9 protein-coding genes are annotated in these 15823 nt (G+C 71.7%); 5 read left to right on the forward strand and 4 right to left on the reverse strand.

All coding sequences use genetic code 11. From position 1 onward, the window contains the following. Nucleotides 1-61: 61 nt before the first annotated feature. Complete coding sequence (locus tag HHX41_RS41570) at nucleotides 62-1636, reverse strand: GMC family oxidoreductase N-terminal domain-containing protein (RefSeq protein WP_182904698.1); 1575 nt, start codon at nucleotides 1634-1636, stop codon at nucleotides 62-64. 283 nt (nucleotides 1637-1919) lie between these two features. Further along, nucleotides 1920-5078: an isoleucine--tRNA ligase gene (ileS, locus tag HHX41_RS03150; RefSeq protein WP_182904699.1), complete on the reverse strand. Its 3159-nt coding sequence runs from the start codon at nucleotides 5076-5078 to the stop codon at nucleotides 1920-1922. Between the two features lie 627 nt (nucleotides 5079-5705). Between ileS and HHX41_RS03155 the strand changes: the two genes are divergently transcribed. From HHX41_RS03155 to HHX41_RS03165, 3 genes are read left to right on the forward strand one after another with little or no spacing between them, the layout of a single operon-like run. Beyond that, nucleotides 5706-6101, forward strand: a complete 396-nt coding sequence (locus HHX41_RS03155; protein WP_182904700.1) for a TraR/DksA C4-type zinc finger protein — start codon at nucleotides 5706-5708, stop codon at nucleotides 6099-6101. Next, the gene (gene lspA, locus HHX41_RS03160) at nucleotides 6074-6685 is read left to right on the forward strand and encodes a signal peptidase II (RefSeq protein ID WP_310741744.1); all 612 of its coding nucleotides are present in this window, start codon (nucleotides 6074-6076) and stop codon (nucleotides 6683-6685) included. The genes HHX41_RS03155 and lspA overlap by 28 nt, the downstream gene beginning before the upstream one ends. Beyond that, entirely contained in the window at nucleotides 6678-7607 is a 930-nt protein-coding gene (locus tag HHX41_RS03165; RefSeq protein WP_169978448.1) for an RluA family pseudouridine synthase, read from the forward strand. Before lspA ends, HHX41_RS03165 begins: the two co-directional genes overlap by 8 nt. A 10-nt stretch (nucleotides 7608-7617) precedes the next feature. Here the strand turns inward: HHX41_RS03165 and HHX41_RS40155 are convergent, their stop codons facing one another. Next, nucleotides 7618-9210 (reverse strand): serine/threonine-protein kinase, encoded by a 1593-nt coding sequence (locus HHX41_RS40155; protein WP_182904701.1) that lies wholly within the window; start codon nucleotides 9208-9210, stop codon nucleotides 7618-7620. Between the two features lie 93 nt (nucleotides 9211-9303). After that, nucleotides 9304-11139, reverse strand: a complete 1836-nt coding sequence (locus tag HHX41_RS03175; RefSeq protein ID WP_182904702.1) for a serine/threonine-protein kinase — start codon at nucleotides 11137-11139, stop codon at nucleotides 9304-9306. Between the two features lie 328 nt (nucleotides 11140-11467). Between HHX41_RS03175 and HHX41_RS03180 the strand changes: the two genes are divergently transcribed. Further along, the gene (locus tag HHX41_RS03180) at nucleotides 11468-14296 is read left to right on the forward strand and encodes a M14 family zinc carboxypeptidase (RefSeq protein WP_220503641.1); all 2829 of its coding nucleotides are present in this window, start codon (nucleotides 11468-11470) and stop codon (nucleotides 14294-14296) included. Nucleotides 14297-14360: 64 nt separating this feature from the next. Continuing rightward, complete coding sequence (locus HHX41_RS03185; RefSeq protein WP_169978442.1) at nucleotides 14361-15791, forward strand: M1 family metallopeptidase; 1431 nt, start codon at nucleotides 14361-14363, stop codon at nucleotides 15789-15791. Nucleotides 15792-15823: the final 32 nt, after the last annotated feature.

Below are 15823 nucleotides of genomic sequence, written 5' to 3' on the forward strand. Positions count from 1 at the left end.
CAGCGGGGCCCCGAGTTCGTCACCCGGGGCTCCGCTGCGGCCTCCTCCGCCTTGGCGCCGCTCATCGGGCGGCGCGGAGGAGGTCGGCCGCCCGTTCCGCGACCATCACGGTCGGCGCGTGGGTGTTGCCGTGCGGGATGCGGGGGAAGACGGACGCGTCGGCGACGCGGAGGCCGGACACGCCGTGCACCCGCAGTTCGGGGTCGACCACGCCGCTGGTCTCGGTGCCGATGCGGGCGGTGCACGCCGGGTGGTAGGTGTGCTCCACCGTCCGCCGGACGTCCTCCTCGAGCTGGTCCCGCTTCAGGATGTGCGCCCCGGGGTGCAGTTCCCTGCCGAGGAACCCGCGCAGCGGCCCGGCCGCCGCGACCTCGCGAGCCCGCTCGACGGCCGTGACCATCGCGTCCACGTCCTCCGGTTCCGCGAGGTAGTTGAAGGTGATCGCCACCTTCTCCTGCGGGTCGGCGCCGCGCAGTCGCACACGGCCGGTGCTGGACGCACCGACCATGGAGCAGCCGATGCTGAACGCCGGGCGCGCGTAGGAGGTGAAGCCGTGGTTGTAGAAGTAGGCCGGCGCGGCGATGAACTGCATGTACGGCGCGTCGTCGCCTGAGCGGGTGTGGAAGAACGCCCCCGCCTCGCCGATGTTGGACGTGAGCAGGCCGCGGCGGCGCAGCAGGTAGTCGAGCAGTTGCACCGGTGACTGGGCCCCGGCGAGCGTCCCCTTGGCCGTCGTCTCGAAGACGATCATGGCCATCGGGTGGTCCATCAGGTGGGCGCCGACGTTGGGGTTGTCCACCACCACCGGGATCCCGTGCTCGGCCAGATGGTCGGCCGGTCCGATGCCCGACAGCATCAGGATCTGGGGGGTGTTGAACGCGCCGGCCGACAGCACGACCTCACGCTCGGCCTGGTAGGACTCGCGTCTGCCCGCGCGGACGACCTCGACACCGGTCGCGCGTCCGCCCTCGATGCGCAGTTTGAGGACGTGCGTGTCGGTGAGCACCGTCAGGTTCGGGCGCTTGCGCGCGGGACGCAGGTAACCGTCCGCGGTGGTCCAGCGCTGCCCGCGGCGCTGAGTCAGCTGATACAGCCCGGCGCCCACCTGCTCGGCGCCGTTGAAGTCGTCGTTGCGCGGTATGCCGGTGTCGACCATGGCCGCCACGAGGCGTTCGCTCAGTTCGTTCGGCGAACGAGGATCTTCGACGTACAGCGGCCCGTCGGCGCCGTGGTACTCGCCGGGGCCGCGCGAGTTGCGCTCGGCCCGCTTGAAGAGCGGAAGAACCTCGTCGTAGGACCAGCCGGTCGCACCGTTCGCGGCCCAGTGGTCGTAGTCGGAACGGTGACCGCGGATGTAGATCATCGCGTTCTGGCCGCTGCAGCCGCCTAGCATCTTCCCGCGCGGGTGGTAGAGGCTGCGCCCGCCCAGATGCGGTTCCGGCTCCGTGTAGAACTCCCAGTCGTGCCTGGTCCTGAACTGCTTGGCGAAGGCGGCGGGGATTCGGACGTTCGGATGACGGCCGGAGCCGCCGGCCTCGATGAGGAGGACCCTGACCGCGGGGTCCTGCGTCAGGCGCCCGGCCACCACGGCCCCCGCCGACCCGGCCCCGATCACGACGTAGTCGTAGCTGCCCACCGTCTCCTCATCTCGTCGATCCGCTGTGAAGGCGTCGCACCGTGCTGTGGGAACTGTGGTTCCGGCTCCTGGATGCGGCTCTCACGATCACGCGGCCGCGTTGGGCGGAGACGTCGTGCCGAGTCGAGTCAGCGTTGACTCGATTCATGACAATAAGTTCCGACAGGAGACAGCACAAGGCTGTACGAGGAGAGGGTGATCTCGGTGTGAGTTTCCCGATATTTCCGGCGTCGCGTCACCGGGGCCGTGGACCGGCCCCGGTGACATCGGGCGACAGCCTGACTCAGGCCTTGCGGAGGCGGAAGGACAGGCCGAGGTCGGCGTCCTCGTGGACCGGCAGGTCCTCGTCCGGGGCGCCTTCCGCGATCCGGGAGGCGAGCACCTCGTCGGCCACGGCGCCGGCGGCTCCGCGCAGCGCCTCGGCCAGCTCGCCGTCGGCCGACCACCACAGGTCGATGCGGTCGGTGATGGACAGCCCGGTGGACTTGCGGGCCTCCTGGACGAGCCGGACCACGTCGCGGACCAGGCCTGCCCGGCGCAGTTCGTCGGTGATCGCCAGGTCCAGGGCCACGGTTTCGCCGGTGCCGGTGTCCACCGCGCCGGTCTCCACGGCCCAGCCCGACTTGGGCTGCTCGGTCACGATCACGTCGTCCGCGCCCAGCTCCACCGTGCCCAGCTCCCCGGCCTCGACCGTCGCGGTCCCGCCCGAGCGCAGGGCCCGGGCCAGCGCCGCCGGGTCGGCCGCCGACACGGCGGCGGCGACGAGCTTGGTCTGCGAGCCGAACCGCTTGCCGAGGCTGCGGAAGTTGGGCTTGACCGTGAACGTCACCAGGTCGGCGGAGAACCCGGACAGGTCCTCCAGCCGCTGGACGTTCAGCTCGTCGGCGATCAGCTCGCGCAGCTCGGCGGGGAGCGCGGCCCAGCCGGGGGCGCCGACCAGCGCCCGGCCGAGCGGCTGGCGGGTCTTGACCGACGAGGACGCGCGGGCCGAACGGCCCAGCTCGACCAGCCGGCGCACCAGCGCCATCCACTCCGACAGCTCGGGGTCGAGCAGCGCGGAGTTCACCTCGGGCCAGGCGGCCAGGTGCACCGACGCCGGGGCGTCCGGGTCGCGCAGCACGTCCCACAGGTAGTCCGTGAGGAACGGCACCAGCGGGGCCATGAGCCGGGTGACGGTCTCCAGGCACTCGTACAGCGTCGCGAAGGCGGACGCCTCACCGGACCAGAAGCGGCGGCGCGAGCGGCGGACGTACCAGTTGGACAGGTCGTCCAGGAACTCGGTGAGCCGGCGACCGGCCCGGGCGGTGTCGAACTCCTCCATGGACGCGGTGACCTCGGCCACCGTACGGTGCAGCTCCGCCAGCGCCCACCGGTCGATCAGCGGCCGCTCGGCGTACGCCGGGGCCTCGGCCATCCGGGCCGGGGACCACGACTCGGCGTTGGCGTAGAGCGCGAAGAACGACGCGGTGTTCCAGTAGGTCAGCAGGACCTTGCGGACGATCTCCTCCAGCGCGGCGTGGCCGATCCTGCGCGGGGCCCAGGGAGAGCCGGAGGTGGCCATGTACCAGCGCAGGGCGTCGGCGCCGTGCTGGTCCATCAGCGGCATCGGCCGCAGCACGTTGCCCAGGTGCTTGCTCATCTTGCGGCCGTCCTCGGCGAGGATCAGGCCGAGGCAGAGCACGTTCTCGTACGACGACCGGTCGAACACCAGCGTGCCGACGGTCATCATCGAGTAGAACCAGCCGCGGGTCTGGTCGATCGCCTCGCAGATGAACTGGCCGGGGAAGGAGCTCTCGAAGATCTCCTTGTTGACCAGCGGCGCGCCCCACTGCGCGAACGGCATGGCGCCCGAGTCGTACCAGACGTCGATCACGTCGGGCACGCGCCGCGCCTCCGCCTGACACGCCGGGCAGGGGAAGGTCACGTCGTCGACGTACGGGCGGTGCGGGTCGAGCCCGGTCAGGTCGCGGCCCGCCAGCTCGCCCAGCTCCTCCAGCGAGCCGACGCAGGTGACGTGCTCCTCGTCCCGGGAGCAGACCCACAGCGGCAGCGGCGTGCCCCAGTAGCGGGACCGCGACAGCGCCCAGTCGACGTTGTTACGGAGCCACTCGCCGTACCGGCCGTGCTTGATGGTCTCGGGGAACCAGTTGGTGCGCTCGTTCTCCGCGAGGAGCCGATCCTTGATCTCCGTGGTCCTGATGTACCAGGACGGCAGCGCGTAGTAGAGCAGCGGGGTGTGGCAGCGCCAGCAGTGCGGGTAGCTGTGCTCGAAGTGCTCGCCGCGGAACAGCAGGCCGCGCTCGCGGAGGTTGTCGGTGAGCGGCTCGTCGGCGTCCTTGAAGAACAGGCCGCCCACGAACGGCACGTCCGGCAGGAACCGCCCGTCCGGGCCGATCGGGTTGACCACGGGCAGGCCGTACCGCTTGCAGACCGTCATGTCGTCGGCGCCGAAGGCGGGGGCCTGGTGGACCAGGCCGGTGCCGTCCTCGACCGTGACGTACGTGCCGAGCACGACGTAGTGGGCATCCTCGATGTCCACCAGGTCGAAGGGGCGCCGGTAGGCGGTGTGCTCCAGCTCGGAGCCCTTGTAGGTGGCCAGCACCTCGGCGTCCTCGCCGAGGACCCGCCGCAGCAGCGGCTCGGCCACCACGAGCACCTCGTCGCCGCGCCGGGCCGCGACGTACGTCACGTCGGGGTGCACGGCGACCGCGGTGTTGGACACCAGGGTCCAGGGCGTGGTGGTCCAGATCAGCAGCGAGGCGCCCAGCTCGGCCGGCGGGCCGGACACGACGGGCATCCGCACGTACACCGACGGGCTGGAGACGGTCTCGTAGCCGCCGGGCTGGCCGAGCTCGTGGTCGGACAGGCCGGTACCGCAACGGGGGCAGTACGGCGTGATGCGGTGGTCGCGGAACAGCAGGCCCTTGTCCCAGACGACCTTGAGCGACCACCAGACGGCCTCGACGTACTGGGGGTCCATGGTGCGGTAGGCCTGGGACATGTCGACCCAGTAGCCCATCCGCTCGGTCATCTCCTCGAACGCGTCCACGTGCCGCAGCACCGACTCGCGGCAGCGCGCGTTGAACTCGGCGATGCCGTACGACTCGATCTCGGGCTTGCCGGACAGGCCGAGTTCCTTCTCGACGGCGACCTCGACGGGCAGGCCGTGGCAGTCCCAGCCGGCCTTGCGGGGGACGTGGTAGCCGCGCATCGACTTGTAGCGGGGGAAGACGTCCTTGAAGACGCGGGCCTCGACGTGGTGCACGCCGGGCATGCCGTTGGCGGTGGGCGGGCCCTCGTAGAACACCCAGGACGGGCCGCCGGCGTTCTGCTCCAGCGAGCGCTCGAAGACCTTCCCGTCCCGCCAGCGTTCGAGGACCTCGTGCTCGAGGGCCGGCAGGTCGACCTGCGCGGGAAGTGAGCGGAAGTGATGGGAAGACATCGTCGGGCGGAACCTCCACGCGGTGGCTGTGACAGCGCTGCTGACATGGCGTGAAGGGACGAAGCCGCCAGACGGCTCCGCGGTACCACCCTTCTTGACGCCCGGCCGGTGGCGGGCGCCCTCTCGTTTTCTCTCCGCTGCCGGTTCTACTCGGCCGGGACGGCCTTTCCTCCGGCGGCTCCGGGGTGATCTTCCCTCCACGGCCCGCCCCGGGCTCACACCGTCCCCGGGTCGCTGAGCGGGCGGATGTGGAGGTACTCGTCCCCATCAACGCCTTGCAGACTAAGACGATAACGCAACCCGGCCGCGAGGGCTTCCCGATATACGGGCGACGATCCGGGTGAGACCCGGCTCGTCGTGGGAATACGGGGGAGGACGCCCTGCGGGGTGCGCACGGGTGATGTACGACTCCTCTCCGGCGGCACCAGTCGCGACAAAGAGATCGAAATTGGGGGCGACGAGGAGGAGCTGGCCGAATACGTCATCCGGGTACGGGTGGGGTAAAAGCCTCGGCGAGTCCGTTGCCGATCCGTTATCGGCGACTTATTCTGCCCGGACCGGCCCTATGTGCGCCCTGCCCCGAGGGGCATGGGCTCGAAGGGTTCCTGGGCGAAGGGGAGGCCCGCAATGACGACGCGCACGGCGAGAACCGCCATCGGTGAGGACGTCTGGTCCGAGGAGGAGCTCGCCGAGGTCCGCGAGCGGCTGCGGCACGAGATCGAGGAGTTGCGCGCCGACATCGCCAGGGCGGAGGAGCAGCTCGCGTCCGGTGACGTGAGCCAGGGCGCGGGGGACGATCCGGCCGATGCCGGGGCCAAGACGTATGAGCGTGAGCGTGAGATCGCCCTTACCCTGAATGCGCGCGACCTGCTCGCGCAGAACGAGCGGGCGATCGCCCGCGTCGAGGCAGGGACTTACGGAGAGTGCGAATCGTGCCACAAGCCGATCGGCAAGGAGCGCCTGAGGGCATTCCCGAGAGCGACGCTGTGCGTAGTGTGCAAGCAGCGGGAGGAGCGCCGCTGAGCGGCGCCGACCCGGCGAGGGCCAACCGGGCGCGGAGGATCGCCCTTCTCGCCGTCCTGGCCGCGGTCGTCTACGTGCTCGACCAGGTCAGCAAGTTCCTGGTCGTGGAGTTCCTGGAGCACGAGGAGCCACTCACCGTCGTTCCCGGCGCGCTCGTGCTGACCGTGATCCGCAACGCCGGCGCCGCCTTCAGCATCGGCACCGGCATGACGATCGTGTTCACGGTGATCGCGCTGGCCGTCGTCGTCGCGATCGTGCGTACGGCGCGGCAGTTGCGCAGCCTGCCCTGGGCGATCACGCTCGGCCTGCTGCTGGGCGGCGCGGTCGGCAACCTGACCGACCGCGTCTTCCGGTCGCCGGCGCCGTTCCAGGGGCACGTCGTCGACTTCATCCAGGTGTTCCCCGTCACGCGGTTCCCGGTGTTCAACGTCGCCGACTCGGCCATCGTGTGCGGTGGCGTGCTCGCCGTGTTCCTCGCCTGGCGCGGCTACCAGATCGACGGCACCCGCCAGACGGACGAGCAGCCCGAGAAGCACGCGGACGAGCAGACCGGCGAGCGGGCGGGGGAGCGGGCCGATGGGTGACCAGCGCAGCCTGCCCGTCCCCGACGGCCTGGAGGGTGAGCGTCTCGACGCCGCCCTGGCCCGGCTGTTCGGCTTCTCCCGCACCCGCGCGGCCGAACTGATCGCCTCGGGGGACGTGCTGGTCGACGGCGCCGTCCCGGCGAAGTCCGACCGCGTCCACGCCGGGGCCTGGCTGGACGTCACGATCCCGCCGCCCCCCGCGGCGCCGATGCCCGTGGCCGAGCCCGTCCCGGGCATGACGATCCTGCACGAGGACGACGACATCGTCGTCGTGAGCAAGCCGATCGGCGTCGCGGCGCACCCGACCGTCGGCTGGACCGGCCCCACCGTGATCGGCGGCCTGCTCGGCGCCGGCCACCGGGTGTCCACGAGCGGCGCGGCCGAGCGCCAGGGCATCGTCCACAGGCTCGACGCCAACACCACCGGCGTGATGGTCGTCGCCAAGAGCGAGCGGGCCTACTCGCACCTCAAGCGGGCGTTCAAGGAACGCACCGTCGACAAGCGCTACCACGCGCTCGTCCAGGGGCACATGGACCCGCTGCGCGGCACCGTGGACGCTCCGATCGACCGGCATCCGTCGGGCGACGGGCGCTTCGCGGTGGTGGCCGGGGGCAAGGACTCGGTCACGCACTACGACACGATCGAGGCGTTCCGGGCGGCGTCGCTGCTCGACATCAAGCTGGAGACCGGCAGGACCCACCAGATCCGGGTCCACATGGCCGCGCTCCGGCATCCGTGCGTGGGCGACCTGATGTACGGCGCCGACCCCACCCTCGCCGCCCGTCTCGGCGTGAGCCGGCAGTGGCTGCACGCGGTCTCACTGTCGTTCGAGCACCCGGCGACGGGGGAGTGGATGACCTTCACCAGCGACTACCCCGGCGACCTGGCCCGCGCGCTGGAGATCCTCGCGGACGAGGGCTGACGGGGGCCCGTCACGCGTCCCAGTCGTTCTCCGGCTGGGTGTAGCCGTCGGGGATGTCACCGGTGTGCTCGTCCGTGGCGGCCTTGTGGCCCTCGCCTTTTCCCGGGCCTCCACTCTTGCCCTGGGTCGGCGCGACGGATCCGCCGCCCTTCCCGGACTTGGGTGCGGAGGGCTGCCCCTTGCTCGACCCGTTGCCGGATCCGTTGCCGGGGTGGTTCGCCTGGCCGGAGCCCTTGGGCTTGGACGCGTCCTCGTCGGGCTTCCCCTTGGGCTTCTCCTTGGGCTTCGCGCCGCCGGGATCGCCGGCCGGATTTCCGCCGGGCCCGTTCCCCGGCCGGCCGCGGTCGTCCGGACGGCTCCCGGAGTTCGCCACGGGCTGGGTGGCCGTCTTCCTCTCCGCCTCGCGGCTCTCGGTCCGCCTGCCGCTCTTGGCGGTCTCGACGGCCTCGGGGGTCCTGGTCGCGAAGACCGTCACCGTGGGCGTGCTCACCACGGTGGTCCCCCGGGGGTCGGCCGGAGGCCGGGCGGTCGCGAACGCGACGGTGCCCGCCGCCAGGCCGACGAGCGCGACGAGGACCCCTGAGCCCGCCGCCAGCGCCCAGGGGCTGCGGCGTCCCTCCACCGGCACGTGGGCGGGGACCGGGGTCGGCGCCGGGGTGATCCCGGGCAGAGGCGCGGGAGTGGGCGCGGGAGCCGGCGCGGTGCCCTCGAACCCGGGCATCAGCCGGGCGAGCCTGGGCGGGTGCCGCGGGCGCGGCACGACCGGGCCGGTCACCTGGCCGGTGGCCACGGCGTGCAGGTGCTGCGCGGCATAGTCCGCGCTCATCCTGAGGTCCGGGTCCTTGACCAGCAGGCCCTCGATGACCGGCGCCAGCGGGCCGGCGTTGTGCATCGGGCCGGCCTCCTCGTACATGACCGCGGCCAGCGTCGCCAGCGCGTGGCCCCGGTTGAACGGCGAGCGCCCCTCGACGGCCATGAACAGCGTCACCCCGAGCGACCACAGGTCCGACGCCCGCTGCGCCTGCCGGCCCGCCGCCCGCTCCGGGGCGATGAACGCCGGGGTGCCGATCAGCATGCCGGTGCGGGTGACCGGCGAGTCGTCCTCCATCGCGGCGATGCCGAAGTCCGTCAGCACGACCCGGCCGTCGTCGGCGAGCAGCACGTTGTCGGGCTTGACGTCCCGGTGCAGCACCCCGTTCGCGTGGGCGACGCGCAGCGCGGCCAGCACCTGCGACCCGATCTCCGCGGCCCGCCGGGGCGGCAGGGGGCCCTCGTCGCGGATGACCGACCCGAGCGTCCGGGACGGGATCAGTTCCAGGACGATCCAGGGGTAGCCGTTCTCCTCGAAGGCGTCGTACACTGCCGCCACGCTCGGATGGCTCAACCGCCCGGCGGCCCTGGCCTCGCGGAAGGTCCTGATCGTGAAGACCTCCCGCTCCGGGCCGGTGAGCTCGGCTGACGCGAGTAGCTCCTTGACGGCGACCTCCCGTTCGAGCACCTGGTCGACGGCTCGCCACACGGTGCCCATGCCGCCCCGCCCCAGCGGCTCGATCAGGCGATAGCGTCCTGCCACGACACGTTCGGAGGTCTGCGCTTCAGCCATGCTTGTCGCGCTACCCCACTTGGGCGAACGCATGCGACATCGTTGCTCTTCAGGGGCGAAATCGCCCGCGACCTGCGGATCTTAACCGAATCGTTATTTCGGGCGAAAGGTGCGCTCGAAGACGCGGAAATAGGACAAACCGGAAGTCCATCGGGAGTCGGAGACCTGCCAGTAGAGGGCGACGCAGCGGCCGTCGTCGAGCCTGAAGGCGCGGTCGAGCACCCGTACCCTGCCGGCGTCGGTCTGGTGCGTGAACTCCCAGTCCGCGGCGGGCACACCGAGGTATTCCGCGGACGTGATGCCGATGCGCTCGTAGCCGCGCAGGTACCCCTTCTTGGTCGAGGCCGCCTCCACCGTGCGCACCGCGGCCATCGGGTCGGTGGTCTCCCACGGGGTCAGGTCCACCTGCAGGTAGTCACGCCCGCTCGGGTGGTGGAAGCGCACCCGGGTGGCCTCCCTGCCGTACGGGACCCAGCCGGAGGGCAGGGCGATCGAGAAGCCGAGCGGGTCGCGATGGACCTTCCATCCGGCGGGCAGCGCGGCCGCCGTCGGCGTGGGGCGCTCCGAGGACGGCTCCTCCGACGGCTCCTCCGACGGCTCCTCGGTCGGTGTCGCCGAGGGCTCCGGAGTAGGCTCGGCGTCGCCCGAGGTGGCATCCGAGCCCGTGGTGGGGCCGTAGCCCGTCGGCGTGAGGTCTTCGGCGGCGGTCCCGCCTCCGTTCAGCGTGCTGTAGCCGTACCAGCCGCCCGCGGCGAGGGCCACGAGCAGCAGTGGTAACAGGACGAACAGGGTCACCCTGGCGGCGGAGCCGCGCTTCGCGGGGCGCGCACCCGGTGCGGTGTGCGTGCCGGGGTGGCCTCCCGGCGGGAACGTCTGGCCGCCGTACGGATGGGCGCCGTACGGCGGCGGGGGGCCGGCCGGGCTCTGGCTCCAGGCGCCGGGCTGCCCCGGTTGCGCCGGTTGCCCCGGCATGGACGGCGAACTGTTCCAGGGGCCGCCGTAGGGCTGCTGGGGACCGGAGGGGGTCTGCGGCCACGGGCCCGCGGACGGCTGCCCGGTCGGCGCGCCGTTCCAGGGGCCGGGCTCGGGCCCCGGTCCGGGGGGAAGGGGCTCCTGCCCGGCCGACAGGGCCGCGTTGAGCAGGGCGGCTGCCTCGGCCGCGCCGATGCGCCGGGCCGGGTCCTTGCGCAGCAGGCCCTCGAGCGCCGGCGTCAGTGCGCCCGCTCGCAGGGGCGGGGCCGGTTCGTCGTGCAGGATGGCCGCCATCGTGGCCACGGGGGAGTTGCGGTCGAACGGAGTCCTGCCCTCGACCGCCGCGTACAGCGTGGCGCCGAGGGACCACAGGTCGGACTCGGGGGTCGCGGGGTGGCCGTTCAGCCGCTCCGGCGGCATGAACGCGGGGGTGCCGGTGATGCCGCCGGTCATGGTCAGCCCGGCCTCCTCCGGCATCGTCGCGATGCCGAAGTCGGTGAGCACCACCCGGGTCTCCCCGTTGAGCAGCACGTTCTCCGGCTTGACGTCCCGGTGGAGCACTCCCGCGGCGTGCGCGGTGCACAGCGCGTCGAGCACCTGCAGGCCGATCGCGGCGACCCGGGCGGGCGGGAGCGTGCCCTGGTCGCGCAGCACCTGGCCCAGTGACTGCGACTGCACCAGCTGCATCACGATCCAGGGACGGCCGTCCTCCTCGATCACGTCGTGGACGACGACGACGTTCGGGTGGTCGATGCGGCCGGCCGCCCGCGCCTCCCGGATGGTGCGCCGGTTGAAGGTCTCCCTGTCCTCTTCCGAGGTGGGGTGGTAGAGCACCTCTTTCACGGCCACCGTACGGTCGAGCAGGTCGTCGTGGGCACGCCAGACGACGCCCATGCCCCCGCGGCCGATCGGTTCGAGCAGGTGGTACCTGCCCGCCACCCGACGCTCCTCGTCCACCCTGTCCTCCTCCAAATCTCCTGAATGGTCCCACAGGCCGGCGCGCGGCAGTCCGCCCCGAACCTCGCGAGACCGGAAGAAGCGCGCGGTGAACGACGGGCGAACCCGATGCCCACTTGTTATCGGACGTTATATAAGGAGGATTCGGTCGGGCGGCGGCGCGACGACATGCGAAAACGCGGCTTCTCACACTTTCCGTCGCGGTGCGGTTATATTTCGCGCGTCTTGTCCGGTTTATTCCGTTCTAATACTGTCCGCAGTGACTTTGTCGTTTCCCGGATGGGTGCTCCTCCCGAGACATCCCCCCGTCCCCCCGCCTGGAGGCGAGATGCGGTTACGCACGACGTTGTGCGGAAGATCCCCCTACGGCATCGCGTTCGGCGCCGCGGTCCTGATGTCGGCCGTGCTCACGCTGACGCCGGCGTCCCCCGCGCAGGCCGGCCCGGCCGGCAAGGCGCCCGCGCGGTGCGACACCGACCCGAACGCCCACCTGGCCGGAGTGCCCGCTCCGGAGCAGTTCTTCGGCTTCCCCCTGGGCAAGGGACAGCCCCGGGTGCTCACGACCGAAGAGATCAAGAAGTACGTGGACGCCGTGGCAGGCGCCTCGGACCGCGTGGTCACGGGCACGGTGGCGCACAGCGTCACCGGCCAGGACCTGCCGTACGCCATCGTGTCCGACTCCCACAACATGGTCCCGGGGCAGCTCAAGAAGATCGCGGACCAGATCCGCTCGCTGCGCGACCCGAGGTCGCTGAAGGCGGACAAGGCGGCGCGCATCGCCGCCGACTCGCCCGCCATCGTCTGGATCGCCGGCAACGTCCACGGCGGCGAGAAGAGTGGCGCCGACGCCGCCCTCAAGACGCTGTACGAGCTGGCCGGCGGCCTGTCCTGCGACGTCGCCAAGCGCAACGACAACCTGGTCACGGTCATCATGCCGACCCAGAACCCGGACGGCCGCGACGCGAACCGCAGGCAGAACGAGTACGGCTTCGACCTCAACCGGGACTGGTTCGCCCGCACCCAGCCGGAGACCGACGGCAAGATCGAGATGCTCCGCCGGTTCCCGCCGCAGGTCTTCGTCGACGCGCACGAGATGGGCGGGCGGCAGTACTTCTTCCCGCCCAACGCCGACCCGATCCACCACGAGATCGCCGACCAGCCGGTGGACTGGATCAACCGCATCGGCGCGGCGAACGCCGCGGGCTTCGGCTACAACGGCGCCTGCGGCGGCGCGGTCACCACCGAGTGCTACTTCAACTACGCGACCTACGACCTGTTCTACATGGGCTACGGCGACACGGTCCCGGCCGCCGGCTTCGGCGCCGCCGGGATGACGTTCGAGAAGGGCAGCTCGTCGGCGGTCGAGGACCGGGTGCAGCAGCAGTTCAACACCCAGTGGGCGACGACCGGCTGGGCCGCCGACAACAGGCGCGAGGTCCTGGACGGCTACTTCAAGATCTGGCAGACCGCGCTCGCCGAGGGGGCCGCCGGCGCCCTGGAGCCGAACGAGGTCGTCCAGCCGTCCAATACGGTCCGGTTCCCGGTGCCCGACATCACGATCCGGTCGTACTTCCTGCTGCCCGACCGGCAGCTCGGCGACGTGCGCCGGCTGGTGGAGCGGCTGCGCCGCATGGACGTCGAGGTCTACCGGGTGAGCAAGCCCGTGAAGGTGCCCTCCGCGCGGGTCTTCGGCGGCCGGACGGCCGGCGACGTGACGGTCCCCGAAGGGGCCTACTGGATTCCGATGGACCAGCCGCAGAAGCACTGGATCCAGGCGGTCATGGGAGAGGACCCGTACGTCCCGTTCCCCTACTTCTACGACGTCTCCTCCTGGAGCAACCCCCTGCTCGCGGGCGTGAACGCCATCTCCACCGGCGACGAGCTGTCGCCGAAGGCCACCCTCGTCAAGGACGTCGACGGCGGCGTCGCCTCCGCCGCGCCCCGGGGCGGGTCCTACTCCTACCCGATGGACTCGGCCGCCGCCTCCGAGCTGACCTTCCGGCTGCTCGGCGCGGGCGTGCCGCTCACGCGTGACGCCGGCAGCGGGGTCGTCAGCCTGCCCGCCACGGCGATGAACCGCGGCGAGCTGGACAAGCTCGCCCGCTCGCTGGGCGTGACGGTCGAGGGCGGCGCCGCCCCGGCCGCCGGCGCCGCGCTGCGCACGCCCGACGTCGGCCTGTTCGCCGGCACCGGCGTCTCCACCACCTCCGGGTCGTACGGCGAGGCCCGCTACGTGCTCGGCGACCGCTGGGGCCTCGGGCTCACGCCGGTGACCACGGCCGACGTCAACGGCAACACCCCGGCCTTCACCGAGCGGACCGTGCTGCTCGTCCCGGACGGCAGCAGCTCCAACGGCGGGCTGACCGCGCAGGGCCTGGCCAACCTCAGGCAGTGGGTGGCCGCGGGCGGCACGTACGTCGGGCTGCGCAACGAGGGCACCCGGGTCGCCCGGGCCGCCGGCCTCACCTCCACGACCGAGAAGGCCAAGCCGACCGGCTACCAGGTCATCGGCTCGCACTTCCGGGTCGACGTGACCCCCGGCACCCCGGTGTCCCTCGGCCGACCGGCGGAGGATTTCCAGTTCAACAACGGCGACCCCATCCTCAGCCCCAGCCAGACCGGGGTGAACGTGCTCACCTACCCCTCCGACGACACGTTCTGGTCCAACGGCTACACCGTGGGCGCCGAGGCGCTCAAGGGCACCGTCTCCCTGGTCGACGAGCCGACCGGCGCCGGACGCGCCGTGCTGTTCGCCTACAACCCGCTGTTCCGGGCGTACAACGAGAACGGCATCCACCTGCTCGCCAACGCGCTGCTGTACCCGGCGGGCGCGTCGCAGCCATCGCCGCAGGCGAAGCAGCGGATCGCCCCGGTCCCGGATCCGCTGCGCGTCGACGCGGCGGCGACGGAGGAGCCGCCGAACCTCGGCGGGGAGTGGCGGCCGATCGTCGTCCAGGTGGCCGACGCCGACCTCGCGCGGACCCGCGCGGTGGTCGAGCGCTACACGGACACGGCGCTGACCGCGTCCGCGGACGGCTCGTCCTACGTCACCATCCCGAACCCCGACGGCCTGTCCGCCGACGAGCACCCGTTCGTCCGCGACCTGGTCCGCGACCTCGGCGCGGCGGGCATCCCGCTCCGCTCCGTCGTCGCCTGATCCCACGCAGGAAACCGGGCCGAGCGGCCGCCCCCCGGCCGCTCGGCCCCATGAAAGGACTCCCATGACATCGTCCCGTTCGCGCCGGGCGACGCGGATCGGCGGCGCCGCGCTCGCGGCCGCGCTGCTCACCGCGACCCAGGCGACCACGGCTCTCGCGGCTCCCGGGAACCCCGGGGAACCGCGCTACTCCGCGGGCGCCCCCTCGCTCGGCGACCCGTACTTCCCCGACCAGGGCAACGGCGGCTACGACGTGCGGCACTACGACGTGACGTTCTCCTACGACCCCGCCACCAAGGTCATGGACGCCACGACGGTGATCACCGCGGTCGCCACCCAGGACCTCGACCAGTTCGACCTGGACTTCCGCGGCCCGGAGATCACGTCGCTGAAGGTGGGCAAGCACCCGGCCGGCTATCGGCGGGACGGGCAGGAGCTCGTCGTCACCCCGCGGCCGAAGCTCAAGACCGGGGAGACCTTCACGGTCACGGTGTCGTACGCCGGGACGCCGCCGGTCATCACCGACCCCGACGGCTCGATCGAGGGCTGGGTGCCGACCGACGACGGCGTCTTCGTGCCGGGCGAGCCGCAGGGCGCGCCGGCGTGGCTGCCCTCCAACGACAGCCCCGCCGACAAGGCGACCTTCACCTTCCGTGCGACCGTCCCCGAGGGCGTCACGGTGGTCGGCAACGGCCGCCTGGTGTCCAAGACGACCGCGAACGGCGAGACGACGTTCGTGTGGGACTCGGCCGAGCCGATGGCGACCTACCTCGCCACGGTGACCCTGGGGAACTTCGTCGTCAACGAGACGACCACGCCGAGCGGGATCCCGGTCTACACGGCCGTGGACCCGCGCCTGGTGACCCAGTCGGCCGCGGCCGTCGCGCGGATCCCCGACATCCTGGAGTACTTCTCCTCGATCTTCGGGCCGTACCCGTTCAACCAGGCGGGCGCCATCATCGACCGTGCGCCGAACGTCGGCTACGCCCTGGAGAGCCAGACCAAGCCGATCTTCTCCAGCGCGCCCAGCGTCGGCACGATGGCGCACGAGCTCGCGCACCAGTGGTACGGCGACAGCGTGAGCGTCGGAAAGTGGTCCGACATCTGGCTGAACGAGGGCTTCGCGACGTACGCGACCTGGCTGTGGACCGAGCACACCGGGGGCGCCACCGCCCAGCAGACGTTCAACGGCGCGAGCAACTACGGCCGGGCGGCGACCTCGTCGTTCTGGCAGATCGTCACGGCCGACCCCGGCCCCGAGGACATGTTCGGCAACGTGCCGTACAACCGCGGCGCGATGACGCTGCACGCGCTGCGCGGCAAGATCGGCGACACCGCCTTCTTCACGCTGATCAAGGACTGGGCGGCGCAGCACCGGTACGGCAACACGAGCACCGCCGACTTCGTCACGGCGGCGGAGAAGGTCTCGGGCATGGACCTGAAGGCGTTCTTCGACGTGTGGCTGTTCCAGAAGGGCAAGCCCGCCTCCTGGTGACGCGTTTCCGGCGGCTCCCCCGGCAGGGGGGG

The organism is Microbispora sp. H13382, from assembly GCF_014161445.1.
GTDB lineage: Bacteria > Actinomycetota > Actinomycetes > Streptosporangiales > Streptosporangiaceae > Microbispora.